Raw genomic sequence first — 23,215 nt, forward strand, 5'->3', positions numbered from 1 at the left:
GTACCGCTACGGCCCGGTACGTCGCTGCGGCTGGCCGAGCTTGGCGCGCATGTCGTCGGCGTCCGGATGACCCAGCTCCTGCAGGATGACCAGCGATTGCCGCCAGCTGACGCGGGCGGCGGCGTGGTCGCCGGCCGCCTGCTGGGTGTCACCGAGTTTGCCGAGGGTGGTGGCTTCGACGTACCGGGCGCCGAGGTCCCGGCGCAGCGTGAGGGCCCGCCGGTAACAGCCGGCGGCCTCGGCGTAGTCGCCGAGGTGGTGGTGGGCGTAGCCGAGGCTGTCCCAGGTGGCGGCCTCGCCCGACCGGTCACCGAGCCGCTGCAGGAGCGCGAGCGCCCGTTCGCAGTACACCCGGGCCTGGGTGTGGTCGCCGAGCAGGGCGTGGTGCCAGCCGAGCCCGTTGAGGGCGTACGCCTGGCCCCGGTCGTCACCGGCCGCCTGGTGCAGGGCGAGGGCCCGCTGGGCGTGGTCGAGGGCATCTTCGAGGTGGCCCTGTCGGTCCCGCAGGTAGGCGAGGTCGGCGTGGGTGTCGGCTCGACCGGCCACGTCGTCCACCTGGCCGTACAGGTGCAGGGCCCGGCGGAGGTGGATGTGCGCGTCGCCGTGGCGGCCGAGCCGGGCGTCACAACGACCGAGGATGCGGTGCGCGTCGCCCTGCGCGGCCGGGTCACCCAGCCGGCGGGCGGCGGACAACGCGACCCGCCAGGCGGCGTGCTGGTCGTGCCAGTGCCCCTGGCGGTACAGGAACGTGGTGAGCGCCCAGGCCAGCTGCCAGGCGTGGGTGTCGAGCCCGACCTCGGAGGCCTGCCGGAGGACGGCGATCAGTACGCGGTGTTCGCTGGTCAACCACGCCATCGCCGCGTGGTGGTCCGCCAGGGGTTCGGGGCGGCTGCCGGGCGGGAGCGGGGCGAGGGGCAGGCGGATCGGGTCCCGGTACGGGCTCAGCAGCCGGTCGGCGGCGTTGGCGGTGTGCACGTAGTGGTCGAACATCCGGTTCCCGGCAGCCGGGTGGTCGTCGCCGGCCCGGTGGCTGTGCGCGAGTTCGGTGGCGTAGGTCCGCAGCAGGTCGTGGAAGGTGTAACGGCCGGGTACGTGTTCGGCGAGCAGGTTGGCGCGGACCAGTTCGGTCAGCAGTTGACGGCACCGGGCCAGGGAGCGGCCGCTGAGGCTGGCCACCGCCGGTACCGAGATGTCCGGGCCGGGGTGCAGGCTCAGCAGCCGGAACAGCCAGGCGGCGGACGGGGTGAGGGACGTGTACGACCACGAGAAGACCGCCCGCACCTGACTGGCCGCGTCACCGCCGTCGAGCGCGTTCAGCCGCTGTCCGGCCTCGTCGAGTTCGGCCGCGTGGGCGGCGAGCGGGAAACTCGTCTGCTGGGCGTGGGCAGCCGCGACGGCAAGTGCGAGCGGTAGTCGTACGCAGGCGCCGATGATCTGCTCGACCGCCTCGGGTTCGGCCGCGATGCGGTCGGTGCCGAGCCGGTGGCCCAGCAGTTTCCGGGATTCCCCGACGGACAGGACGTCGAGCACGAGGGGATGGGCGCCGTCGACCGCGACCAGCGGTGTGAGCAGGTCGCGGCTGGTCACCACGACCACCGCGGTGGGCGTGCCGGGCAGCAACGGACGGACCTGTTCGGCGTCGCGGGCGTTGTCCAGCACGACCAACATCCGCCGGCCCGCCAGCAGGCTGCGGTACAGGGCGCCCTGGGCGTCGAGGGTCGGTGGGATCCGCCCGGGTGGCACGCCGAGGGTGTCGAGAAAGCCACGTACCGCCTCGGCCGGGGAGATCACCCGCTCACTGGGGCTGAACCCGCGCAGATCAACGTACAACTGTCCGTCGGGGAACCGTCCGGCGACGCGGTGGGCCCAGTGCACGGCCAGGGCGGTCTTGCCCACGCCCGCCGTCCCGGACAGCGCGCAGACCAGCGCCGCCGGCGTCCCGCCGGCGGTGACCGTGGCCGTGAGCAGGCTGTCGAGGCGGGCGAGCTGTTCGGTGCGGCCGACGAACCCGGGCACCTCGCGCGGTAGTTGCGCCGGGATCGCCACCACGTCCGACACACGCGGGCCGGGACTGGTCCCGGTCGGCCTCGGCGGAACCGACCCGGCGGGTTCCTCACGCAGGATCCGCTCGTGCAACAGACGTAGGTCCGCGCCGGGATCGATGCCGAGCTCATCAGCCAACTGCTGGCGGATCCTGGCGTAACATTCCAGCGCCTCGGCGGTCCGCCCGGTGGCGTGCAGGGCGCGGATCAGGGCCAGCGCGAGCGGCTCCGACAGCGGGTACTCGGCGAGCGCCTCGTACGTGTGGGTGATGACTTCCTCGTGGTTGCCCAGCCGCAACTCGGCCTGCGCCCAGGCCACGCTGGCGTCCAGCCGCTGCTGGTGGCAGCCGTCGCGGATCCGTGCCGCCCACGAGCCCGACAGGCCCGCCAACGGTAGGCCCTGCCACCGGTCGAGCGCCCGCCGCAGGAATGCGGCCCGCTCGCGGTCGCCGATGCCCGGAGCGCGGGCCTGTTCGATGAAACCACGGAAGCGGTGCAGGTCGATCAGATTCCGGTCGACGTCGAGCAGGTATCCGCCGGCGCGGCGGACCAGCCCGAACGGGCGGTTGTCCAACCGCGCGGCCTCGGCCAGCGTGCGCCGGATCCGCATGATGTGCGCGTAGAGCGCGTTGCGCGCCTCCGCCGGAGGCGCCTCGTCCCACACCCTGTCCACCAGGGTGCCGACCGGGACCGGCCGACCGGCGTCGACCGCCAGTGCCGCCAACACCGCTCGCTGCTTGGGCGGTCCGAGGGCGAGCACTCGCCCGCCCGCGAGCAGCTCCACTGGTCCGAGCAGCCGAAAGTCCGTGGTGCCTCCCCGTGAACGACCCAACCTACGGCTCGAACCGCTCCATTGTTACATGCAGAAGATTCGATCGCCCTGAGTGGCGATGATCATCTGGCGGGCTCCGGCCGGCCGTCACCGGACGGAACACCGTGTCGGCGTCTTACGCCCCGGCGCCCCGCCGCTAGGGAATTCGTAAGGCTGCCGACCAGGCCGCACCCAGATGCTGACAGGACGTCCGGCAATGGCCTGACCCCGGGATCACCTGCGGAACCCGGCCTGGTCGCGCCGTCGCACCCACGGGCGAGGTGAGCGCTGACGCCCGGCCGGGCGTCAGCCGGATCGAGAGAGAGGTGAACCATGCAGGCAAAGCTCGAAGGGCTCGGCGTCAGGCTGCTCGGCCTGTTCGTGCCCAAGGTCGACGCGTCGGCGGTCTGTCGTAGCCACAGCTACTGCACCCAGTGCGGCTGCGGCTGCTACGCCTGCTGCTCCGGAGCGCCGGGTGAGTGCCAGCTCATCATCTGCGACTGCTGAGTAGCGGCCACGTGTAGTCGGTTGGGGGACGCCACGGCCCGTACGCCGCCACTGTCGGCCGGCTCGGGTCAGGCGTTCCTCAGCCGGCTCCCGACACCGTGCGGGATCCGGTCGTCCCGCGGCATGGAGGGAATGTCAGTGGAGTATCTCGAGATCGCGATCCGCTGCCTGCTGGGGGTGGTGTTCCTCGCGTCGTCGCTGACCAAGGTGGCGGGCAGGGACGCGTTCGACGCCTTCGTCGGGTCGGTGCGCGAGCTACGGCTGCTGCCGCCCGGGCTGGGCCGGCCGGTCGCCCGGCTCGTCGTGGTCGCCGAGTTCGGTGTGTGGGTACTGCTCGCGTTGCCGACCTTCTGGACCTACCTGGTGGGCCTGGTGGTCGCCGAGGCCCTGCTCGTGGCGTTCGCCGTCGGCGTCGGCGTCTCGGTGCGCCGGGGAGTGCGCGCGCCCTGCCGGTGCTTCGGCGCCTCCGCGACCCCGCTCGGCCGCCGGCAGGTCATCCGCAACGTCGTACTCGCGGTCGTCCCGGCCGTCGGCGTGGTGGCCGGTCTCGGTGCCGGTCCGACGCGGGCCGGCGGGGTGGTCGCGGCACTGCTCGGCGGCCTGCTGTCGGGCGGTCTGGTGGTGGTGCTCGACGACATCCTCGATCTCTTCCAATCGGTCACGCCGGGCCCGGACCCGGTCCGTGGCCCCCGATGACCACAGGACGCGAGCCGCCGACACGGTGGCAGGACGAGAAGAGGTGGACCAAATGGCTGTACTGGCCGCGATCGTGGTGTTCGTGGGCGTGCTCTGCGTACTGGACCTGATCCTCACGGTCGGTGTGATCAAGCGGCTGCGGGAACACACCGAGATCCTCTCCAGGCAGAACACGATGGACAGTGCCGGCATCGCCGTCGGTGAGCAGGTCGGTGAGTTCGCCGTGCCCACCGTCGAAGGTGATCTCGTCGGTCGTGACTCGCTGACCGGCGAAACGCTTGTCGGGTTCTTCTCGCCCGGCTGCAAACCGTGTCAGGAGCGGCTGCCGAAGTTCGTGGAGTACGCCAGGGCGATGCCCGGCGGACGGGACCGGGTGCTGGCCACCGCTGTCGGTAGTGCCGAGTCGACCGCCGAGTTCGTCGCCGCCCTGACCCCGGTGGCCCGGGTCGTGGTCGAGACCGCGGACGGCCCGGTGGGTGCCGCCTTCCGGATCCAGGCCCTGCCGTCGGTGCTGATGGTCGCGCCGGACGGCGACGGGCGGCCGGTCGTGACCGACAACCGGGTGGATCTGAACCGGCCGGCCGTCGCCGTATGAGCCCGCCCGTCGCGACGCCGGACGACGCCGCGGCAGCGCCCGGGACGCGTACCGGTGGCCTCCCGGCGGCGGTACGGCGGATCATGCTCGCGGGCTCCCTCGTCGTCAGGGGAGCACCGTGGACGGCGCTGCCGTACGCGGTACTGACGCTGGCGGCGGGGGCGCTGCCTGTGGTGATCGCCTGGCTGACCAAGCTGGTCGTCGACGGCCTGGTGGCCGGGGTCGCACTGGGCACACTGCTCACCCACGCCGCGGGGCTGGCCCTGGCCGGTCTGCTCGTCGCGGTGACCGCACACGTCACGCAGTACCTGTCCACGGAGGTGGACCGGGCGGTGGGGCTGGCCGCCCAGGAGCGTCTGTTCACCGCCGTGGACCGGTTCATCGGGTTGGTGCGATTCGAGAATCCGCACTTCCTGGACCGGCTACGGCTGGCGCAGCAACCGGGCGGGATGTCCCCGTACCCGTGCCGGGCGGTGGACGGCGTGCTGGGTATCGGACGGACCGGGTTCACCATCATCGGATTCCTGGGCTCCCTGTTCCTGCTCAGCCCGGTGATGACCGGGCTGGTGGTGCTGGCCGGGCTGCCCACGCTGGCCGCGCAGCTGGCGCTCTCCCGCAGGCGGGCACGGATGATCTGGGAGATCGGCCCGGCCGAGCGACGGGAGTTCTTCTACAGCGGGCTGCTGTCGACGGTCGAGGCGGCCAAGGAGGTCCGGCTGTTCGGCATCGGGGCGTTCCTCCGAGACCGGATGCTGGCCAACCGCCGGGTCGCCGACGTCGCCAAGCGGGCGATGGACCGGCAACAGGTCAGGGTGCAGGCCGGCCTGGGTCTGCTGGCCGCCACGGTCTCCGGCGGCGGGCTGCTCTGGGCGGTCAGCTCCGCACACCAGGGCCGGCTCGCGGTCGGCGACATCATGATGTTCGCCGCCGCCGTCGCCGGGGTGCAGGGAGCCCTGACCACGCTCGCCGGCGACATCGCCCGTACCCACCAGGCGCTGTCGATGTTCGACCACTATGTCGCCGTCACCGCGGCCGGGCCGGACCTGCCGCTGGCGGCCGCGCCGCGGAAGGTTCCGCCGCTGCGGACCGGGATCGAGGTACGGGACGTCTGGTTCCGCTACTCCACCAGGCACGAGTGGGCGCTGCGGGGAGTCGACCTGCACATCCCACACGGTCAGGCGCTCGCCCTCGTCGGCCGCAACGGCGCGGGCAAGTCGACCCTGGTGAAGCTGTTGTGCCGGCTCTACGACCCGACCCGGGGCGCGATCCTGTGGGACGGGGTGGACATCCGGGAGTTCGACGTCGCCGAACTGCGCGTACGGATCGGCGCGGTGTTCCAGGACTACATGGAGTACGACATGACGGCGGCGGAGAACATCGCGTTGGGTGACCTGGAGTCGCTCGACGACCGGCGGCGGATCCGGGCGGCCGCTGAACAGGCCGGGATCGACGACACGTTGTCCGGGCTGCCCCACGGGTACGACACGCTGCTGTCCCGGCTGTTCTTCTCCGAAGACGACAGGCAGAACCCGGAAACCGGTGTGGTGCTCTCCGGCGGGCAGTGGCAGCGGCTGGCGCTGGCCCGGGCGTTCCTGCGGGACCGGCGCGACCTGATGATCCTCGACGAGCCCTCCTCGGGCATGGACGCCGAGGCCGAACACCGGATCCACGCCTCGCTCACCGCACACCGGGGTGGGCAGACCAGCCTGCTGATCTCGCACCGGCTCGGCGCGGTCCGCGACGCCGACCAGATCGTCGTACTCGCCGGCGGGCGGGTGGTCGAGCAGGGCGACCACCGTACGCTGGTCGCCGCCGGCGGCGACTACGCACACCTGTTCGCCCTGCAGGCCGCCGGCTACCAGCCCGAGACGGACCGGTCGCCGGCATTGACCGAGGGTGTGCGGTGACCGGCCGGTCCACGCCCGCCGGGTCAGCCCGCACCGTGGTCGTGTCGGCGCCGGCCGCGGCCCGGAGTCGGCGCCACCGGGCGCTGCTCGGTCGGGCCGCCGTGCTGGCCGTCGGCGCGGCGCTCGGCGTCGGAACGTTCGCCTTCCTGGGTGCCGGAGCGGCCGGCTGGGCGGCGATCTGCGGCGGGTTGGCGCTGCTGTGCGGAGTCGGCCTGTCCGGCTCCGCCCTCCTCGGTCGCCGGGTGGTCGCGGTGACCGTGCGCGGGGCCAGCATGCAACCCACCTACCAGCACGGCGACCGGGTGCTGGTCCGCCGCCGGGTCCGGCTCGCCCGGGGGCAGGTGGTGGTGGCGGAGCAGATTCCGGTGTCGGGGCAGTGGACCACCGCACCGCTGGACCCCACCGCCGGCGCGCTCGCGGTCTCCGGCCGGAGGTGGCTGATCAAGCGCGTCGTCGCCGTACCCGGGGACCCGGTCCCACGCGACCGGGCCGCGGCCCTGGCGGACGTTCCCGAGGATCGCGTGCCTCCCGGCAAGGTGGTCCTGCTCGGGGACAACGCCGAGGTGAGCTACGACTCCCGGCAGCTCGGGTACTTCCCGGCCGAACGCGTGCTGGGCGCGGTGCTGAACGGACGGTGACGCCCCGGGCGGGACGACGTCGACGCCCCGATCGTGGTCGACGGGGCCGGAGTGGGCCGGTGTCGAGGCGTCGCGACAACCGGCGACCTCCGAGATCGCCCACCCGACCGACCGGGATCCTGGCCGGGTGGAGGCCCGGTCGGTGGCCGGTTGTCGAGGGCGGACGACGTCGTAACCGTGGCCTACAGTCACCGGTCATGACCGATGATGACGACGACAACGCTGCCGGCTGGGACGCCATCGACGCCGCGCTGGAGCGGCTCTACCCCGGCGTCGAACCGCAGCACTACGGGACGGTCCACAAGTGGATGCTGGGTGGTCCCGACCCGCTCGACGGCATCAGCTTCTACCCGCGTCCCGACCACTGGCATCTCGTCAGCTACGGGATGTCGGAGCTGTACTCCAAGGAAACCGACAACCCGGAAGAGTCGGGCTGGGGCTTCGAGTTCACCTTCCGGATCGCCCGGACGGCCGACGAGAACGAGCCGCCGCTCTGGGCGGCGAACTTCCTGCAGAACCTCGGCCGGTACGTCTTCAACTCCGGCAACCCGTTCGGGCCCGGGCACCACCTCAACCTGAACGGGCCCATCTCGACCGAGCGGCTGGACACCCTGATCCGCGCGGCGGCCTTCGACACCGACCCCGAGCTCGGCGTCATCGACACCCCGCACGGGCAGTTGCGGTTCCTCCAGGTGGTCGGGCTCACCCTCGACGAGTACGCGGCGATCGAACGCTGGGACGCCCAGAAGCTGCTCGCCGCGATGACCCCGGACCTGCCGCTGCTCGTCACCGACCTCGCCCGGGGCGACCTCACTGACCGGCCCGGTGTCGCCGCCGCGATCGCCGAAGGCGTACGTCGGGACGGCTCCTCCACCGGCTCGCTCTTTGTCGAGGAGGCCGGCTGGCGTACGGAGCCGGGCGACCGGCCAGGGGAACCGGCGACCACCACGGTGAAGGTCGGGGCGAACGCGGCGGACCGGATCAGTCGGGTGCTGGCCGCCCGGTTGCCGTTCGACCGTGGGGTGATCCTCCAGTCGCGGGACAGTGCCGTCAGCTTCCGCCCCGGGGACCGGTTCGCCGTCACCGACACCGGGGACGGGCTCGTCGCGCTCGACGTTCCGCCGGCGGTGCTCGCCGAGCTGACCGACGTGCTGCGGCCGGTGGCCGGGACGTACCGGTTGGCGAGCGCCCCGGAACTGGTCGTCGAGATCGTCATGTCCCGGATCCGTGACCAGGAGGGCAACGTCGTCGCCGAGATCGGCTGAATTCGTCGCGGCGGCCCGGGGAACCTTCGACGGCCCTCGATAGTGGAAGAGGGCGAGGAGAGGGGCAGTGGGTGGGGGAGCCGAACACGATTGCCGAGGTGTACGCCGCGAGCTTCCGGCGGCTGATCGTCCATCTGTACGCCGTCACCGGGGATCTGAACGAGGCGCAGGAGGTGGTGCAGGAGGCGTTCGTCCGGGCGTTGAGCGCGCCCGGGCGCTTCGACCAGCTGGAGAACCCGGAGTCGTGGCTGCGCCGGGTCGCCCTCAACCTCGCCCACACCCGCTACCGACGGCGACGGACCTTGGACCGGTTGTTACGTCGGGTCGGTCCGCCTCCGGTGGTACCGGAATTCTCCTCCGAACACGTCGCGCTGATGGCCGCGCTCCGGCAACTGCCCGCCGGGCAACGCCACGCGATCGCCCTGCACTACCTGGTGGACCTGCCTGTCGAGGAGGTCGCCCGGACCCTGGAGGTCTCGGTGGGCACCGTCAAGTCGCGGCTGTCCCGTGGGCGTACCGCGCTCGCCGCTCTCCTCGCCGAACCAGCCGAACTCGTGGGCGCCGGGAGGAAGTGATGCCGAGGTACCCGTTCGACGCGGCCACGGTCGCCGAGACTGTCGTCCAGCCACCGCTGGCCGACCTGGCCGAACGGGCGGGCCGTCGGGTACGCCGCCGTCGGGCCGCCGTCTCCGTCACCGCGCTCGGCGTCGCGATGTTCATGACCCTGACCGCCGTGCCGCTGGTCCGGACCTGGTGGAACCTCCCGTCCCACTCGCCGGCCGCCGGTGCGGGGCCACTCGTCGCCAGCGCCGTACTGGCCCGGAAGACCGTGGTCACCGTGCGGTACAACCAGTGCGCGGTCCAGTTCAGCATCACCCGGAACTCGGGTGACACCTGGTCGTCGTACCGGGGGCCGGTCCGGTGGCGGACCTGCGGCACCCCGACGACCACCTCCTACGAACTGCTCGGCCCCGACCTGTACGTCGCGGTGGTCCAGGGGGTGCGGTACCTGACCCGGGACGCCGGCGAGAACTGGGAGAAGCAGGCCGAGAAGATCGCCGACGTGGCGGTGCTGCCGCTGGGCGCCATCCCCCGCGGCGACCAGGCCGGCCAGTTCGTCGATCCGGTCACCGGGGCGATCTACCGGATCGGCCCGCCGCTCCCGCTGCTCGGGTTCTGGTCGATCCGGCGGGCACCGGACGGCGTGCTGTGGGGGTGGGCGCCGCACGGCGCCCCGGAGGCGGTCCATCCGACCGCCCAGGCGGCGGTGGTCCGCAGCGACGACGGCGGTCGCAGTTGGCTGCCGACCGCCAGACTGCCGGTGCTCGACAACAATCCGATCCTGGTTCCGGCCAGCGGGCGGGAGGCGTACCTGCTGGGCAGCCGCGCCGGGCGGTCGCTGCTCTACCGGACGGACGACGGCGGCCAAAGCTGGACCAGCAACGACGCGCCATGGGCGGACGTGGTCGTCGGCACCGTGACCTACGGCGGTTATCTGCTGCTCTGCGAGTGGCGAACCGAAGACCGCGACTTCGTGCTGTGGCGCAGCAACGACGGCGGCCGGACGTTCCAGCAGGGGGAGGCGATCTCCGTCTCCGGGACGCCGGACTTCGGCGAACTCGACGGTCTGCTCTGGGTGGCGGGCGAGGGCCGTACGGCGACGAGTGTCGACGGCAACTGGACCGTGGCGAGGCCCCGCCAGGGCTGACCGGCGATCCGCGTCGACGACCGCCGGTCCGACCCCCGGCGCGGCGTCACCTCCGGCGGCGGACGGAGCGGACCACCCGCCGGGTGGTGCCGCGTCGGCTCCGGGCGCCACGTCGGCCCCGGAGGTTGAGCCAGACGCCGATGCCGAGGACCAGCAGTCCGAGCGGTACGCCGAGCAGTGTGATCAGTGCCGCCTCGTACAACTCCGCATCCCACTCGGCGGACATCTGCTCGGTGGCGGCGGGTACCGGCATCGCCGCACCGGCGAGCCGACCGTACGTCAGCACCAGCAGGGCGGCACCGGAGAGGATCAGTAACCAACCCAGCTCGCGGCGCCAGCCTGTCCAGCCGAGCCGCGCCCGCCACCGTCGAGCCGCCACCGAGCAATGATCAGCAACCCGGCGATCGCCGTCAAGGACGTGCGGGACGCCCGCTTGTCGGGCAACGTCGCGGTGACCTGGACCTCCGGCTGGGAGGCTGGACACCGGGGGCGGTCGAGGCGGTCCACCCGAGGGGCAGCGAACTCTGCTCCGCTCGCCGGCTGAGCGACACGCCGACCGGTGACCGACACGCCGACCGGGCTGGGGCCCGACACGCCCACCTGGCGGGCAACCTGTGGGCGCGTCGGCCCGTCGACCGGTGGTGGAGGTTTGCCGGCGGACAAATCGGGTACCGCCTCCCACAGTGTCAGAGCGCGGACGCCGACCGGACGAGAAGTCGGGCGGTGGGGCATCCGCCGAACCTGGGAGACGACCATGATGGAGAGCCGAGCCAAGGTGCTGGGGCACCCGGTGCATCCGATGTTGGTGATGTTCCCGATCGCGCTCTTCGTGGCTGCGGTGATCTTCGACGTGATCGACGTGGCCGGTGGACCGGGTTTCCTCGGTGAGCTGGCGTACTGGAACATCCTGGTCGGGCTGATCGGCGGCGTCCTCGCCGCGGTTGCCGGCGCGGTGGACCTGCTGGCGGTGCCCACCGGTACCCGGGCCAAGCGGGTCGGCGTCGCGCACGCCTCCATCAACCTGGCCGTGCTGCTGCTGTTCGCGGCGATCTGGGCGGTACGGATGGCCGCCGACAACCGGGCCGCCGGCGGAGCCCTGGTCGCCATCGAGGTGGTGGCGATCGCCGGTGCCGCGCTCGGCGCCTGGTTCGGCGGGGAACTCGTCGACCGGCTCGGCGTCGGGGTGGACCCGGACGCCGACCTGAACGCCTCCAGCTCGCTGCGACCCCACCCGGCCGACGGACACCTCGGCGACATCCGCTGAACGACCCGGCCGACCGACGACGACCGGACGAGGAGGTAACACGGCGCATGGCTGAGCCAGGACGTGAATCGGTGCGGGGTGGAACGGACCGGGGCTGGGATCCGATGGACCGGCTGCAGACGCTCCGGACGGAGCTGAGCCGTCTGATCGACTCCGCGCTGGCCGGCCGGGGCGGCGGTTCCGACATCGAACTGCGCTCCGCCGACGACGGCTGGACGGTGATCGCCCGACTGCCCGGGGTGGCCCCGGAGGAGGTGGCGCTGGAACTCGACGACCGGGAACTCTGCGTCCGGGCCCGCTCCGAGGCCGAGGTCAACGCCGACCTCGGGATCGACGCCGAGGGCTCGCGTACCCGCTCCTTCGAGCACCGGGTGCGGCTGCCGGAGCCGGTCGACGCCGACCAGATCGACGCGGTCATGGACCACGGGCTGCTCACCGTCACCCTGCCCCGGGCGCCCCGGCCGGGACGCCGGACGATCACCATCGGCAGTCGGAGCTACGACCCGGGCCGGCGCGGCCGGGGTACGACCGGTCCCGGCACCCCGTCCACCGTGGTCGACCCGGCCGCCGACCGGGAACTGCACCACCCGAACACCGCCGCCGGCACCCCCGCGCCCCGGTTCACCGGTTGACCGGCCGACGGGTGCCCGCCCGATGATCGGCAAGGTACGTGACCTCGTCGGCGACGTCGAGCGGATCGCCGTACTCCGGGCCAACGCGCTCGGCGACTTCATCTTCGCGTTGCCGGCCCTGGACGCGCTGCGGGCCTGCTACCCGGCCGCCGAACTGGTGCTGCTCGGCGCGCCCTGGCACGAACGGCTGCTCCGGGACCGGCCCGGACCGGTCGACCGGGTGCTGGTGGTGCCGCCGGCACCCGGCATCCGGACCGCCGGCCCGGACGAGGAACCGGACTCGATGGACCGGTTCCTCGCCGACGCCCGGCGGGAACGGTTCGACCTGGCCATCCAGATGCACGGCGGCGGGGCCAACTCGAACCCGCTGGTCACCGGGCTCGGCGCCCGGGTCACCGCAGGTCTGCGGGCCGAGGACGCCCCACCGCTGGACCGCTGGCTGCGGTACGTCTACTACCAGCCGGAGATCACCCGCTACCTGGAGGTGGTCAGCCTCGTCGGCGCCAGCCCGACCGGGCTGGTCCCCCGGCTCGCGGTCACCGACACGGACCTGGCCGAGGCCCGGGCGGTGCTCGGCGAACCGGACCGGCCCCGGGCCGCCCTGCACCCGGGCGCCAGCGACCCGCGACGGCGCTGGCCGCCGGAACGTTTCGCCGAGGTCGCCGACCACCTGACCGACCAGGGATACGAGGTGCTGGTCACCGGCACCCCCGAGGAGCGGGACGTGGTCGAGCGGGTGGTGGCGGCGGCCCGGCTGCCGCTGCGGCCGGTGGTCGGCGAGCTGTCGCTGGGCGGACTGATCGGCTGCTACCGCGACTGCCAGGTCGTGGTCGCCAACGACACCGGGCCGGTGCACGTGGCCGCCGCGATCGACACCCCGACCGTCGGCGTCTTCTGGGTCGGCAACCTGATCAACTGCGCGGTGCCGCTGCGTGCCCGGCACCGCCCGATCGCCTCGTGGACCATCCACTGCCCGGAGTGCGGGATCGACTGCTCCCGGGACATCTACCCGGCCCGCTCCGGCGGCGGGACCTGCCCGCACCGCAGCTCGTTCGTCACCGACGTACCGGTGGTGGAGGTGGTGGAGGCGGTGACGGACCTGATCCGGGACACCGGGCGGACCCGTCAGCCGACCGCGTCCCGTACCGCGTCGTAGACCCCGGTCGCCGCGCCCGCCACCGGGAGCAGCGAGACCAGTACGACGTACTCGAGGACGTCCAGCCAGCGGGCGTGGAACGGGGAGTTCAGGCGCCGAACCACCCGGTCGGCGTAGACCAGGCAGAGCGCCCCGGCCGAGGCGACCACCGCCGCGCCGGCGAACAGCCAGGCGCCGTCCAGCAGTGACGGCAGCCGCCAGCCGAGCCCGGCCAGCACGACCAGCCCGACGACCACCATGCAGACCCGCTGCGCGGCGCCCGCGTACGCCCGGGAGCGGAGCAGCCAGGCGACGCCGACCAGCCCGACCAGCAGCGCCGACCAGCCCGGTCCGGCACCCAGCAGCACCACGGCGCAGCCGGCCACCGCCACCCCCAGGCCGCCGACCAGGGCGGTCAGCAGGCCGGCCGCCGCCGAGGTGGCGTCGAGCACCTCCGAGCCGAGCGCCGGGCGCTCGTCGGCGCGGAACGAGTCCATGTCCTCCGGCACGTTCGGCAGCGGCAGCCGGGCCAGCCGCAGCGCGACCATCGGCGCGGCGGCGGTGAGCGCGGTCAGCAGGGTGACCGCGACCGCCGCGACGTCCGGCGGAGGTACGTCGAGCAGCAGCACCGTGGTGCAGACCAGGGCACCCGCCCCGGTGGCGACGAGCATGCCGACGAACCACGGCTGCCGGTGCACCACCGCCACCGTCAGCGCCGCGTAGCAGGTCACCGCCGCCAGCCCGAGCGCGAGCGTACCGGGGCCGGGCGGCCACCCCGCGTGTGGCGGCAACGCGGTCGCCCCGACGGCGAACGCGGTGACGGTGCCGGCGGCGGCACACGCGCCCGCCGCCCCGACGTCCCCGTACGCCCGGGCGAGCGCGCCGCCGGCGAGCAACAGCGCCACCGCCACCACCCCGGCGGCGATCGGGGTCTGCGGCGTTCCGGCGAGCCCGGCGAGGAGCAGCGCCGTCGCGCCGGTGAAGAGCACCGCGGCGGTGGCCAGGCCGAGCCGGCGGCCGACCCGGGGCCGCCAGGCGCCGCGCCGGGTCCGGGCGGCGCTGGCGATCGCGTCCACCACGTCGTCAAAGAGCAGCGGCGTCTGGTACGCCGGCCGGGTGCTCAGCTGCAGGACCTCGCCGTCGCTGAGGGAGGCGGCGGCGACGGTCAGCCCGGGGGAGAGCGGCGGCCCGCCGATCCGGGACAACGCCCAACCGGTGCCGTCCGGCCCCGGCTGCGCGCCGGCCCCGGCCAGCCGGACGAGCTGCGGGATCAGTTCGGCGAGTGTGCAGTGCACCGGCAGCCCGACGTCCATCCGGGCCCGGGGGGCGACCACGGTGACCCGGCGCAACCCGGAGACCGGCGCGGTCGGTGAGCCGGTCACACCGACGAGACCAGCCGGTCGGCGGCGGCGATCAGCGGCGCGAACCGTTCCTCGGTCGCCTTGGCCAGCCGGTCCTGGGCGTTGTTGACCGCCTCGGCGACCAGCGCCCCGACCTCGTGCGCGCCGTACCGACGCAGCGTCGCCGGGTCGATCGAGACCTCGGTGACCCGGCCGGTGCCGCGTACCGTCACCACCACCTCGTTGCCCCGGGAACTGCCCCGGACCGACAGTTGGTCCACCGCCTGCCGGATCCGCTCGGCCTCCTGCCGCTGCCGCTCCAACTGCGCCAGGCTCGCCGCGATCTCGGCCGGCAGGCCGTCGTCGGCCGGTGTTCCGTTCATCCGTGCACCTCCGGAACTCAGCGGCCGGCCGTGGTCAACTGGCCGGACGACGTCGCACTGGTCGCGAAGAGCGTGGCCAGGGTGTTGCTGAGCTGGTTGCGGGTCGCGTCCGACGCGGACTGGGCGGACTGCTTCGCGGAGAGGGCCGCCTGGACCGCCTTCAGGATCGCCAGCACCATCATGATCTTGTTCCACGGTGACGGCATGGCCCGGGCCCGGGCCAGCTCCTGGGCCATCGTCTGGATGACGCTGTTGGCCTGCTGGGCGAAACTCTGCCGTTGCTGTTCGACCGTGTTGGTGGCCTGGGTCAACGCGGTCGCCGCGCTGTCCAACCGTCGGCTCTCCTGTTCCAGCGCCACCCTCAGGACGTTGACCAGCAGGTTGTTCAGGTTCGTGGTGTCCTGGTCGGTCCGCTCGTACGCCTGCCCGAGCCAGGTCTGTCCCAACTGCCGCACGGTCCGGCGGGTGTCGCCGGCCGCGGTGTCCAGCTGGCCGGCGCACCGGGCGCACTCGGCCGCCCGGGCCCGCAGCGCGCCGGGGTCGCCCGTCACGTCCCTGGTCGCCTCGGCCAGCAACAGGAACCCGGCCTGGATAATCGCCGTCACCTGACCTGTGTCCATCGCCCCGCCTCCGTTTCCGGCGAGCGTAGCGACGATCCGGGGGTACGGCCGACGGCAAAATTACCCACCACGAGCCGCCCGGCTCGCCAGCAGACTGCGAGGGTGAGTTACCCGTCCCCACCGGCCGTCCGCCGGGTGGCCGCCCCGGAACCGCCGGGCGGCGAGATCGTCCTGGAGTCCCCGCCCGGCCTGGTCAGGGGCAGTCCGCAGGCGATGATGCAGCTGCTGTTCATGGTGCCGATGATGCTGGGCATGGGCGCCATGTCGTTCGTCTACATAGGACGGGCCGGCGGTCCGATGACGTTCCTGTTCGGCGGGCTGTTCGCGGTGGTGATGGTCGGCATGATCGTGATGGCGCTGGCCGGCGGCCGGCAGGCCACCAAGGCGAAGATCAACGAGGAACGCCGGGACTACCAGCGCTATCTCACCGGGCTCCGCCGCAAGGTGCACGACGTGGCCGAGCGGCAGCGCGCCGCGCTCGGCTTCGGCCACCTGGACCCCACCGACCTCTGGACCCTCGTCGACACGCCCCGGCTGTGGGAACGGCGCCGCTCCGACCCGGACTTCGGTCAGGTACGGCTCGGTGTCGGGCCGCAACGGCTGGCCACCCCGCTGCGCTCCCCGCAGACCGTACCGCTGGAGGACCTCGACCCGGTCTCCTCCACCGCGCTGCGGCACTTCATCCGCGCCTACTCGACCGTGCCCGAACTGCCGGTGGCGATCTCGCTGCGCGGCTTCGCCCGGCTCGGCGTCAGCGGCCCCCGGGCCCGGACCCTCGACCTGGTCCGGGCGCTGCTCGCCCAGGCGACGACGCTGCACTCCCCGGCCGACCTCCGGATCGGGCTCTGCCTCGCGGCGGACCGGCTCGTCGACTGGGACTGGGTCAAGTGGCTGCCGCACGCGCAGCACGGCACCGACAGCGACGCGGTCGGGCCCATCCGGCTGATCGCCGCCGACCTCGACGAACTCGCCGAACGGTTCGGCGCCGACCTCGGCACCCGGGCACCCTTCACCCGGCAGCCGGGAATGGGCTCCGACCTGCCGCACCTGCTGGTCGTCATCGACGCCGGGCGGACCGCCGGCACCATCCGGCTCGCCCCGGACACCGGCCTGCACGGCGTCACCCTCGTCGAGATCGTCGACGCGCCACCGGCCGAGCCGACCCCGGACGCGCTCCTGCTGCACCTGGCCGGCGAGAAGCTCGGCAGGCTGGTCGAGTCCGCCGCCGGGCCGCGACTGAGCTTCCTCGGTCGGCCGGACCGACTCGACCAGGCCGGCGCCGAGGCCCTGGCCAGGGCGCAGGCACCCCGCTACCACAGCGCCGCCCCGGCCCCGGAAACCCCGCTGAGCAGCACCTTCGGGCTGGCCGTACTGCTCGGGCTCGGCGACCCGCGCGACACCGACCCGGCGTTCACCTGGCGCCCCCGGCCACCCCGGGACCGACTGCGGGTGCCGCTCGGCCTCGACCCGTACGGCCGGCCCGTCGAACTCGACCTGAAGGAGTCGGCCGAGGGCGGGATGGGGCCGCACGGGCTGGTCATCGGGGCCACCGGCTCGGGCAAGAGCGAACTGCTGCGCACCCTGGTCACCGGGCTGGCGGTGACCCACTCCTCGGAGACCCTGAACCTCGCGCTGATCGACTTCAAGGGCGGCGCGACCTTCGCCGGGATGACCGAACTGCCACACACCTGCGCGGTGATCACCAACCTCTCCGACGACCTGGCCCTGGTCGACCGGATGGCCGACGCGATCAACGGGGAACTGGTCCGCCGGCAGGAACTGCTCCGCTCCGCCGGCAACTTCGCCTCGGTCCGGGACTACCAGCGGGCCCGGGAGACCGGTACCGACCTGCCGCCACTGCCGGTGCTGTTGGTGATCATCGACGAATTCAGCGAACTGCTCACCAGCCGGCCCGAGTTCATCGACCTGTTCGTGCAGATCGGCCGGCTCGGCCGCAGCCTCGCCGTACACCTGCTGCTCGCCTCGCAACGCCTGGAGGAGGGCCGGCTGCGCGGGCTGGAGGCACACCTGTCGTACCGGATCGGGCTGCGTACCTTCTCCGCCTCGGAGAGCCGGGCGGTGCTCGGCGCACCCGACGCGTACCACCTGCCGGCGGTGCCCGGCTCGGCGTACCTGAAGACCGACACCGACACGTTGCAGCGGTTCAAGAGCGCGTACGTCTCCGGCGAACTGCCGCCCCGGGTCAGCGGCCCGGTGCCGACCGCCGTACCCGGTCGCCAGGTGCTGCCGTTCACCCTGGTCCGGGTCGCGTCGGTGGCACCGCCCGTACCGCCGGTACCGGTCGGGGCGCCGGTCTCACCGACCCCGGTCGGCACCGGCGAGACCGCGATGGCGGCGATGCTGTCCCGGCTCGGCGGGGCCGGCCCGGCCGCACACCAGATCTGGCTGCCGCCGCTGGACGAACCGCCGACCCTCGACCGGTTGCTGCCGCCGCTGGGCGTCGACCCGCGGCGGGGGTTCTGCCCGGTCGGCTGGGCCGGCAACGGCGGGCTGGTGGTGCCGGTCGGGATCGTCGACAAGCCGTTCGAGCAGCGCCGCGATCCACTCTGGATCGACCTGGCCGGGGCGGGCGGCAACGTCCTGCTGATCGGTGCCCCGCAGAGCGGCAAGAGCACCCTGCTGCGCGGCCTGGTCGGCGCGCTGGCGCTCACCCACACCCCGGCTGAGGTGCAGTTCTTCCTACTGGATCTGGGTGGCGGCGCGCTCGGCCCGGTGGCCGGCCTGCCGCACGTCAGCGGCCACGCGGTACGCCGGGACGCCGAACGGTGCCGCCGGATGGTCGCCGAGGTCGGCACCCTGCTCAGCCAGCGGGAGCAGTTCTTCGCCGAACACAACGTCGACTCGGCCGCCACCTTCCGGCAGCGGCGTGCCGAGTTCACCGAGAGCACCGACGGCCGCGAGTTCGGCGACGTCTTCCTGGTCATCGACGACTGGGCCACGGTGCGTCAGGAGTACGAACACCTCGAAAGCCAGATCGTCCGGCTGGCCACCCGGGGACTCGGGTTCGGCATCCACGTGGTGGTGGCCACCACCTGGTGGCTGAACCTGCCCGCACCGCTGCGCGACAGCCTCGGTACCCGGGTGGAGCTGCGGCTCGGCGAGCCGGGCGACTCGATGCTGCACCGGCGTGCCGCGCAGAACGTGCCGGCCGACCGGCCGGGGCGTGGCATCACCCCGGAGGGGCTGCACCTGCTCTCCGCGCTGCCTCGGATCGACGGCGACCCGAGGGCCGGCACGCTCGGCGCCGGCACCCGGGAACTGGTCGGCCGGGTCATCGAGGCCTGGCCCCACCCGCCGGCCCCACCGGTACGACTGCTGCCCCGCCTGGTGCCGGTCGGACACCTCGAACCGGCGTACGCGGCACCGGGGCGGGCGGTCCCGCTCGGTCTCGCCGAGGCGGACCTGGCCCCGGTCAGCCTCGACTTCGACACCGAACCGCACTTCCTGGCCTTCGCCGACGTCGAGAGCGGCAAGACGGCCCTGCTCCGGGCGATCGCGTACGGCGTCACCCGGCGCTACACCCCGGCCGAGGCCCGGATCATCCTGGTCGACTACCGGCGCGGGCTGCTCGACGTCGTCGGCCCGGACCACCTGCTCGGCTACGCCGGCTCGGAACCGGTCCTGGAGGAGATGGTCCGGGACGTCGCCACCGCGATGGGGCAGCGAATGCCGGGCCCGGACGTCACGCCGGAGCGGCTGCGCCGCCGGGACTGGTGGACGGGGCGGGAACTGTTCCTGATCGTCGACGACTACGAACTGGTCGCGGTGCCGGGACGGCTCAACCACCCGCTGGGCCCGCTGCTGGAGTACCTGCCGCACGCCCGCGACATCGGCCTGCACCTGGTCGTCGCCCGGGGCAGCGGCGGCGCGTCCCGGGCGATGTTCGACCCGGTCGTGCAACGGATGCGGGAACTCGGCTCGCCGGGACTGGTGATGTCCGGCAGCCGCGACGAGGGCCCGCTGCTCGGTGACGTACGGCCCGGACCGCAGCCGCCCGGCCGGGGAGTGCTGGTCCGGCGCCGGTCCGGGCCGATGACCGTCCAGGTCGGCTGGGCGCCACCGGCCGAGTAGCCCGGCCGGGTCACCCAGGTGTGGGTAAAAGTGCCGTGGGGCGGCGCTCCGGTTGTCCCTAGCCTGGCGTACGACGAGGAGGAGCATCGATGGCTAACCAGGGTTTCCATCTCGACCAGGCGGTGATCACGACCACCGCCGCCAGGTTCGACGAGACGGCGACGAACATCCGGGGCCTGATGGGCCGGCTCAGCGCCGACCTGACCGGCCTGGTCGGGTCCGCGCAGAATTTCAACGGTGCCGCCCGGCTCGCCTTCGACACGAGCTACCAGGCGCTGAACGAGCGGATCATGCGGGCCCAGACGCAGCTCACCGCGATCGGCGAGGCGTTCAACAAGGTCATGAACGAGCACGACGCGCTCTCCAACACCCAGCAGGGCGACATCATGCGGGTGGCGCAGCTCTCGGTGCAGAGCCCGATCATCAGCGGGCTCAACAACTGACCCGCCGGTTCGAAAGGACGGAACGAGATGACGACGCAGGGCGGGGTGCCGTCGGCCGGCACCGTGGCGATGCGCTTCGAGGCGGTCAACGCCGCAGGCGGCAGCATGTTCACCTACTCGAAGGCGATCGACGAGGCACTTCAGGCGCTGCACACCGCGTTGCAGCCGGTCCGGGAGACCTGGTACCTCTCGGGCAGCGCGTCGGGACTGGAGGCGCAGATGGCCGAGGAGGCCCTGCGCGGCACGCTCGCCGAGATGAGCGAGATCATCGCGAGCCTCGGCGGCGTACTGCAGAACGCGGCCGCCCAGGCGGCGGTGCTGGACCGCGCCCTCGGCCAGCGGATACCCGGGGTGGCCGCCGGTGGGACGGGTCGCTGAGCCACGCCACGTGACCCGGTTCGGGTGTGGGCGCCTACGACACGAGGGGAAGAGATGGCCGCCGACTCCTTCGCGGTGGACCTGCGCTCGCTGACGGAATTCGCCGAGGAACTGGCCACCCAGCTCGCCGGCATGGTGCAGCCGCTCGGTCAGCTCGACGCGCTGACCGAGCGGGAACTGCGGCTCGGCGCCTTCGGCGAGGCACAGTCCCTCGGCCAGCACCACGGCGTCGCGGTCGCCGACCTGCACCACCTGGTCAGCCAGGCGCGGGACGCGATCGACTTCGCCAAAGAGGTGACCGTGATGGTCAACGACGCCTACCAGCGGTACGACGCCGGGGTGTCCGGCGCCGTGCACGCCGTCGGCGGCGTGATCCCGGGGGTGGGCGGGATCATCGCCGGCCTCACCGGACCGCCCGCCGGGCACGGACAGGTCTGACCGGCATGCGCCCCCGGACCGACTTCACGCCGTACAGCCACGGGCAGCTCTACCAGATGCTGCACCACGGTGACGAGGCGACCGCGCGTGCCGTGGCGGACTCCTGGGACGGGGTCGGCGCCCGGCTGCACGAGCAGGCGAACAACCTCGAACACAGACTCGCCCGGTTCCGCCGGCAGTGGCAGGGCGGTGCCGCCGAGCAGTACCAGACGATGATTGCCGACCTGAGCGCCGGACTGCGGCGGATCGGCGACGCCGCGTTCGCCATGCGCGACGTCGCGTACGACGTCGGCGACGCGCTGAAGCGGGCCAAGGCCCAGATGCCGCCGCCGGTCGAGGTGCCGGCGGTCTCCGCCGTGACGGTGGTACTGGCCACCACCCCGTTGCGCCCGGACTCGTTCGCCTCCGTGCGGGAGGTCGCCGAACTGCGCCAGCGCCAGACCGACGCGGCCACCGAACTGCACCGGTACGAGCAGGCGGCCCGGGCCGCCGACACCGCGCACGCCAAGGCGGTGGCGGTGATGAACGCCCTCGCCGTCGAGTACGTGGCCGCCGGCGACCGGATCCCGGTGCCGCCGGAGGGCGGCGCGGAGTCCTCCGAGGACGAGCCGGTGCCGGGCGGCCCGGCAGAGGCGGCCGGCGAACCGGGCGGCGGCAGGCCCGTCTTCGGGGCGATGTTCACCGCCGGGGTCGCGGCCGCGGCGGCGGCCGCCGCCGGACGGCTCGGTGCCCGGGCCACGCCGACCGTACCGGGCTGGGCGAAGAAGAAGGAGGGCGGCGGCCAGACGGACACCGCCGCGCCGCCGTCCGGGGCCGGTTCGGCCGGACCGGTTCGGGGCCTCGGCGGCGTCGGAGGCGGGGGCGGGGTTCCGGGCGGCGGGGGTGGCGGCGCGTCGGCACCGGTGCCGGCCGCACACGGCGGGTTCGCCGGTGCCGGTACGGCGGCAGCGGCGGCCGGGCTGCGTACGGCCGCGACCGGCGCCGCCGGGGTGGCCGGGCTGGGCGCCGGAATGATGCCGATGATGCCGATGATGCCGTTCGCCCCGACCGGCGGGGACGCGGGCGCCCGACGGGTGCCACCGTGGCTGACCGAGACCGAGGACGTCTGGGGCGAGTCGGCGGTGATCACCCCACCGGTGCTCGGCGAGGACCCGCCGGAGGAGACGTACCGGCCGGTGGACTTCCCGTACTAGCCGGACACCGGCAGCAGATCGAGGAACCGGTTCGAACCGGAGGTGGGCGATGAGTATCGAGGGTGCGGGCGGGCAGGTCTTCCAGGTGCGGTCCGCCGAACTGGGGCTGGCGGCGAGGGAGTCATCCAGATACCGAGTGGCCGGAACGCCGCCGGCGAGGTGCTGACCGGGCAGCTCGCGCACACCGGCCTGCTCGAGGCGTACTCGGACTCGTGGCTGAGCATCTACAACATCAACACCGGGGACGGGCCGGTGCCGGCGACCCCGATCCGCCCGGGCCGCTGATCGTGGTTAACAAGGGGCCCCACTACGACAGAAAACGATAGGACGGGGCCCTTCCTTACACACACGGAGGTAGCGCAATGGCTGTCGACGCGTCCGGTGGGCAGGTTGTCCAGGTGGAGTTCGCCGTCCTGCGGGCGGCGGCCGCGCAGGCACTGCCGCCGCAGGCCGCGGCGCTGCGCGAGGTGCACAGGGTGCTGCTCGCCACCCAGGTGCCCGCGGAGTGGCTCGGGCGGCTGGCGGGTTCCGGCCAGGCGGCCACGGCGCACGCCGGCACCATCGCCGAGAGTGCCCGCCAGCTCCAGTTGGCCGCGACCGAACTGGACCGGATCACCGGGCACGTCACCGCGACCGCGGACCGCAACCAGCAGCTCGACGACAACCACGCCCGGCAGCAGCAGGAACAGGGTCAGCAGGTCGTTGAGGCGGGGCAGCGGTGGCCGGAGGGCCAGCGGGACAAGGCGATGGCGGTGCTGAACGAGATCGAGGCGAAGAATCCGATCAGCAGCGCGGCGGTCGCCCGCAACATGCTCGACAAGGTGATGTGGGCGGTGGGCAACGTGGCGGCCGGCCAGATCGGCGACCACTACGACCAGGAGGTCCGGGAGCTGCTGAGCCAGCCGCCGACCAACGAGAACCTCCGGGCGCTGGCCGAGCGGGAGACGGAGTTCTGGAACTCGCCCCGGGGCAGCGACGCCGGCGCGATGATGGGCGCCGACACGCGGTACCAGCTACTGCTGCTGTCCCGGGCCGAGTGGGTCCGGGAACTTCCCTACGAGCTGCGTCAGCAGGGCATCGAGACGATCTTCCCGCGCCGGCCCTGACGGGGGCGGCGCCGACCTCGAT

General features: G+C 73.1%; 23 protein-coding genes. 18 read left to right on the forward strand and 5 right to left on the reverse strand.

Translation table 11 applies throughout. From position 1 onward, the window contains the following. Positions 1–6 precede the first annotated feature (6 nt). Positions 7–2,826 (reverse strand): AfsR/SARP family transcriptional regulator, encoded by a 2,820-nt coding sequence (locus V1633_RS22810; RefSeq protein WP_331216430.1) that lies wholly within the window; start codon positions 2,824–2,826, stop codon positions 7–9. A 360-nt stretch (positions 2,827–3,186) separates the two neighbouring features. Between V1633_RS22810 and V1633_RS22815 the strand changes: the two genes are divergently transcribed. The 8 genes from V1633_RS22815 to V1633_RS22850 all read left to right on the forward strand — a co-directional run bounded on the left by V1633_RS22815 (position 3,187) and on the right by V1633_RS22850 (position 10,169). After that, positions 3,187–3,360 carry a hypothetical protein gene (locus V1633_RS22815; RefSeq protein WP_331216431.1) on the forward strand — a complete coding sequence of 58 codons (174 nt, stop codon included), beginning with the start codon at positions 3,187–3,189 and terminating at the stop codon, positions 3,358–3,360. Positions 3,361–3,498: 138 nt separating this feature from the next. After that, positions 3,499–4,056 carry a MauE/DoxX family redox-associated membrane protein gene (locus V1633_RS22820; RefSeq protein WP_331216432.1) on the forward strand — a complete coding sequence of 186 codons (558 nt, stop codon included), beginning with the start codon at positions 3,499–3,501 and terminating at the stop codon, positions 4,054–4,056. Between the two features lie 52 nt (positions 4,057–4,108). Next, complete coding sequence (locus V1633_RS22825) at positions 4,109–4,651, forward strand: TlpA family protein disulfide reductase (protein ID WP_331216433.1); 543 nt, start codon at positions 4,109–4,111, stop codon at positions 4,649–4,651. Continuing rightward, a complete protein-coding gene (locus tag V1633_RS22830; RefSeq protein ID WP_331216434.1) occupies positions 4,648–6,558 on the forward strand; it encodes an ABC transporter ATP-binding protein in 1,911 nt (636 codons plus the stop codon). Before V1633_RS22825 ends, V1633_RS22830 begins: the two co-directional genes overlap by 4 nt. Beyond that, entirely contained in the window at positions 6,555–7,196 is a 642-nt protein-coding gene (locus V1633_RS22835; RefSeq protein ID WP_331216435.1) for a S26 family signal peptidase, read from the forward strand. Before V1633_RS22830 ends, V1633_RS22835 begins: the two co-directional genes overlap by 4 nt. A 197-nt stretch (positions 7,197–7,393) precedes the next feature. Further along, on the forward strand, positions 7,394–8,461 hold the full coding sequence (locus V1633_RS22840) for a suppressor of fused domain protein (protein WP_331216436.1): 1,068 nt from the start codon (positions 7,394–7,396) through the stop codon (positions 8,459–8,461). Between the two features lie 71 nt (positions 8,462–8,532). Then, on the forward strand, positions 8,533–9,036 hold the full coding sequence (locus V1633_RS22845; RefSeq protein WP_331216437.1) for an RNA polymerase sigma factor: 504 nt from the start codon (positions 8,533–8,535) through the stop codon (positions 9,034–9,036). Then, the gene (locus V1633_RS22850) at positions 9,036–10,169 is read left to right on the forward strand and encodes a sialidase family protein (protein ID WP_331216438.1); all 1,134 of its coding nucleotides are present in this window, start codon (positions 9,036–9,038) and stop codon (positions 10,167–10,169) included. Before V1633_RS22845 ends, V1633_RS22850 begins: the two co-directional genes overlap by 1 nt. 46 nt (positions 10,170–10,215) lie before the next feature. On the opposite strand, the gene V1633_RS22855 is transcribed toward V1633_RS22850, so the two are convergent. Continuing rightward, the gene (locus tag V1633_RS22855; RefSeq protein WP_331216439.1) at positions 10,216–10,548 is read right to left on the reverse strand and encodes a hypothetical protein; all 333 of its coding nucleotides are present in this window, start codon (positions 10,546–10,548) and stop codon (positions 10,216–10,218) included. 378 nt (positions 10,549–10,926) lie between these two features. On the opposite strand from V1633_RS22855, the gene V1633_RS22860 reads away from it, so the two are divergent. From V1633_RS22860 to V1633_RS22870, 3 genes are read left to right on the forward strand one after another with little or no spacing between them, the layout of a single operon-like run. Then, positions 10,927–11,433, forward strand: coding sequence for a DUF2231 domain-containing protein (locus V1633_RS22860; protein ID WP_331216532.1), 507 nt, complete (start codon positions 10,927–10,929; stop codon positions 11,431–11,433). Between the two features lie 47 nt (positions 11,434–11,480). Continuing rightward, positions 11,481–12,065: an Hsp20/alpha crystallin family protein gene (locus V1633_RS22865; protein ID WP_331216440.1), complete on the forward strand. Its 585-nt coding sequence runs from the start codon at positions 11,481–11,483 to the stop codon at positions 12,063–12,065. Positions 12,066–12,087: 22 nt separating this feature from the next. After that, positions 12,088–13,221: a glycosyltransferase family 9 protein gene (locus V1633_RS22870; protein ID WP_331216441.1), complete on the forward strand. Its 1,134-nt coding sequence runs from the start codon at positions 12,088–12,090 to the stop codon at positions 13,219–13,221. Here V1633_RS22870 and eccD read toward each other — a convergent pair. Genes eccD through V1633_RS22885 form a run of 3 tightly spaced genes read right to left on the reverse strand, consistent with a single transcriptional unit; the run spans position 13,191 to position 15,543 of the window. Continuing rightward, positions 13,191–14,582, reverse strand: coding sequence for a type VII secretion integral membrane protein EccD (gene eccD, locus V1633_RS22875; protein WP_331216442.1), 1,392 nt, complete (start codon positions 14,580–14,582; stop codon positions 13,191–13,193). The genes V1633_RS22870 and eccD overlap by 31 nt on opposite strands. Further along, positions 14,579–14,923, reverse strand: coding sequence for a YbaB/EbfC family nucleoid-associated protein (locus V1633_RS22880; protein WP_331216443.1), 345 nt, complete (start codon positions 14,921–14,923; stop codon positions 14,579–14,581). The genes eccD and V1633_RS22880 overlap by 4 nt, the downstream gene beginning before the upstream one ends. Positions 14,924–14,940: 17 nt before the next feature. After that, positions 14,941–15,543, reverse strand: coding sequence for a hypothetical protein (locus V1633_RS22885; protein WP_331216444.1), 603 nt, complete (start codon positions 15,541–15,543; stop codon positions 14,941–14,943). A gap of 102 nt (positions 15,544–15,645) precedes the next feature. Between V1633_RS22885 and eccCa the strand changes: the two genes are divergently transcribed. The 7 genes from eccCa (at position 15,646) to V1633_RS22920 (ending at position 23,193) form a co-directional block, all read left to right on the forward strand. Further along, the gene (eccCa, locus tag V1633_RS22890) at positions 15,646–19,635 is read left to right on the forward strand and encodes a type VII secretion protein EccCa (protein ID WP_331216445.1); all 3,990 of its coding nucleotides are present in this window, start codon (positions 15,646–15,648) and stop codon (positions 19,633–19,635) included. An 89-nt stretch (positions 19,636–19,724) separates the two neighbouring features. Continuing rightward, on the forward strand, positions 19,725–20,078 hold the full coding sequence (locus V1633_RS22895) for a WXG100 family type VII secretion target (RefSeq protein ID WP_331216446.1): 354 nt from the start codon (positions 19,725–19,727) through the stop codon (positions 20,076–20,078). Positions 20,079–20,105: 27 nt separating this feature from the next. Continuing rightward, positions 20,106–20,456 carry a hypothetical protein gene (locus tag V1633_RS22900; protein ID WP_331216447.1) on the forward strand — a complete coding sequence of 117 codons (351 nt, stop codon included), beginning with the start codon at positions 20,106–20,108 and terminating at the stop codon, positions 20,454–20,456. 54 nt (positions 20,457–20,510) lie between these two features. After that, the gene (locus V1633_RS22905) at positions 20,511–20,894 is read left to right on the forward strand and encodes a hypothetical protein (protein WP_331216448.1); all 384 of its coding nucleotides are present in this window, start codon (positions 20,511–20,513) and stop codon (positions 20,892–20,894) included. Positions 20,895–20,899: 5 nt separating this feature from the next. Then, the gene (locus V1633_RS22910; protein ID WP_331216449.1) at positions 20,900–22,087 is read left to right on the forward strand and encodes a WXG100 family type VII secretion target; all 1,188 of its coding nucleotides are present in this window, start codon (positions 20,900–20,902) and stop codon (positions 22,085–22,087) included. 159 nt (positions 22,088–22,246) lie between these two features. Further along, on the forward strand, positions 22,247–22,372 hold the full coding sequence (locus V1633_RS22915) for a hypothetical protein (RefSeq protein ID WP_331216450.1): 126 nt from the start codon (positions 22,247–22,249) through the stop codon (positions 22,370–22,372). A gap of 77 nt (positions 22,373–22,449) precedes the next feature. Beyond that, entirely contained in the window at positions 22,450–23,193 is a 744-nt protein-coding gene (locus tag V1633_RS22920; protein WP_331216451.1) for a hypothetical protein, read from the forward strand. Positions 23,194–23,215 lie beyond the last annotated feature (22 nt).

This window comes from Plantactinospora sonchi (assembly GCF_036422035.1).
GTDB classification, from domain to species: domain Bacteria; phylum Actinomycetota; class Actinomycetes; order Mycobacteriales; family Micromonosporaceae; genus Plantactinospora; species Plantactinospora sonchi.

Bases quoted from the DNA above. Each gene is read 5' to 3' on its own strand.
- V1633_RS22815 (WP_331216431.1), top strand. From the start codon at position 3,187: ATGCAGGCAAAGCTCGAAGGGCTCGGCGTCAGGCTGCTCGGCCTGTTC.
- V1633_RS22825 (WP_331216433.1), top strand. From the start codon at position 4,109: ATGGCTGTACTGGCCGCGATCGTGGTGTTCGTGGGCGTGCTCTGCGTA.
- V1633_RS22830 (WP_331216434.1), top strand. From the start codon at position 4,648: ATGAGCCCGCCCGTCGCGACGCCGGACGACGCCGCGGCAGCGCCCGGG.
- V1633_RS22840 (WP_331216436.1), top strand. From the start codon at position 7,394: ATGACCGATGATGACGACGACAACGCTGCCGGCTGGGACGCCATCGAC.
- V1633_RS22850 (WP_331216438.1), top strand. From the start codon at position 9,036: ATGCCGAGGTACCCGTTCGACGCGGCCACGGTCGCCGAGACTGTCGTC.
- V1633_RS22860 (WP_331216532.1), top strand. From the start codon at position 10,927: ATGGAGAGCCGAGCCAAGGTGCTGGGGCACCCGGTGCATCCGATGTTG.
- V1633_RS22865 (WP_331216440.1), top strand. From the start codon at position 11,481: ATGGCTGAGCCAGGACGTGAATCGGTGCGGGGTGGAACGGACCGGGGC.
- V1633_RS22870 (WP_331216441.1), top strand. From the start codon at position 12,088: ATGATCGGCAAGGTACGTGACCTCGTCGGCGACGTCGAGCGGATCGCC.
- V1633_RS22880 (WP_331216443.1), bottom strand. From the start codon at position 14,923: ATGAACGGAACACCGGCCGACGACGGCCTGCCGGCCGAGATCGCGGCG.
- V1633_RS22885 (WP_331216444.1), bottom strand. From the start codon at position 15,543: ATGGACACAGGTCAGGTGACGGCGATTATCCAGGCCGGGTTCCTGTTG.
- V1633_RS22895 (WP_331216446.1), top strand. From the start codon at position 19,725: ATGGCTAACCAGGGTTTCCATCTCGACCAGGCGGTGATCACGACCACC.
- V1633_RS22900 (WP_331216447.1), top strand. From the start codon at position 20,106: ATGACGACGCAGGGCGGGGTGCCGTCGGCCGGCACCGTGGCGATGCGC.
- V1633_RS22905 (WP_331216448.1), top strand. From the start codon at position 20,511: ATGGCCGCCGACTCCTTCGCGGTGGACCTGCGCTCGCTGACGGAATTC.
- V1633_RS22910 (WP_331216449.1), top strand. From the start codon at position 20,900: ATGCGCCCCCGGACCGACTTCACGCCGTACAGCCACGGGCAGCTCTAC.
- V1633_RS22920 (WP_331216451.1), top strand. From the start codon at position 22,450: ATGGCTGTCGACGCGTCCGGTGGGCAGGTTGTCCAGGTGGAGTTCGCC.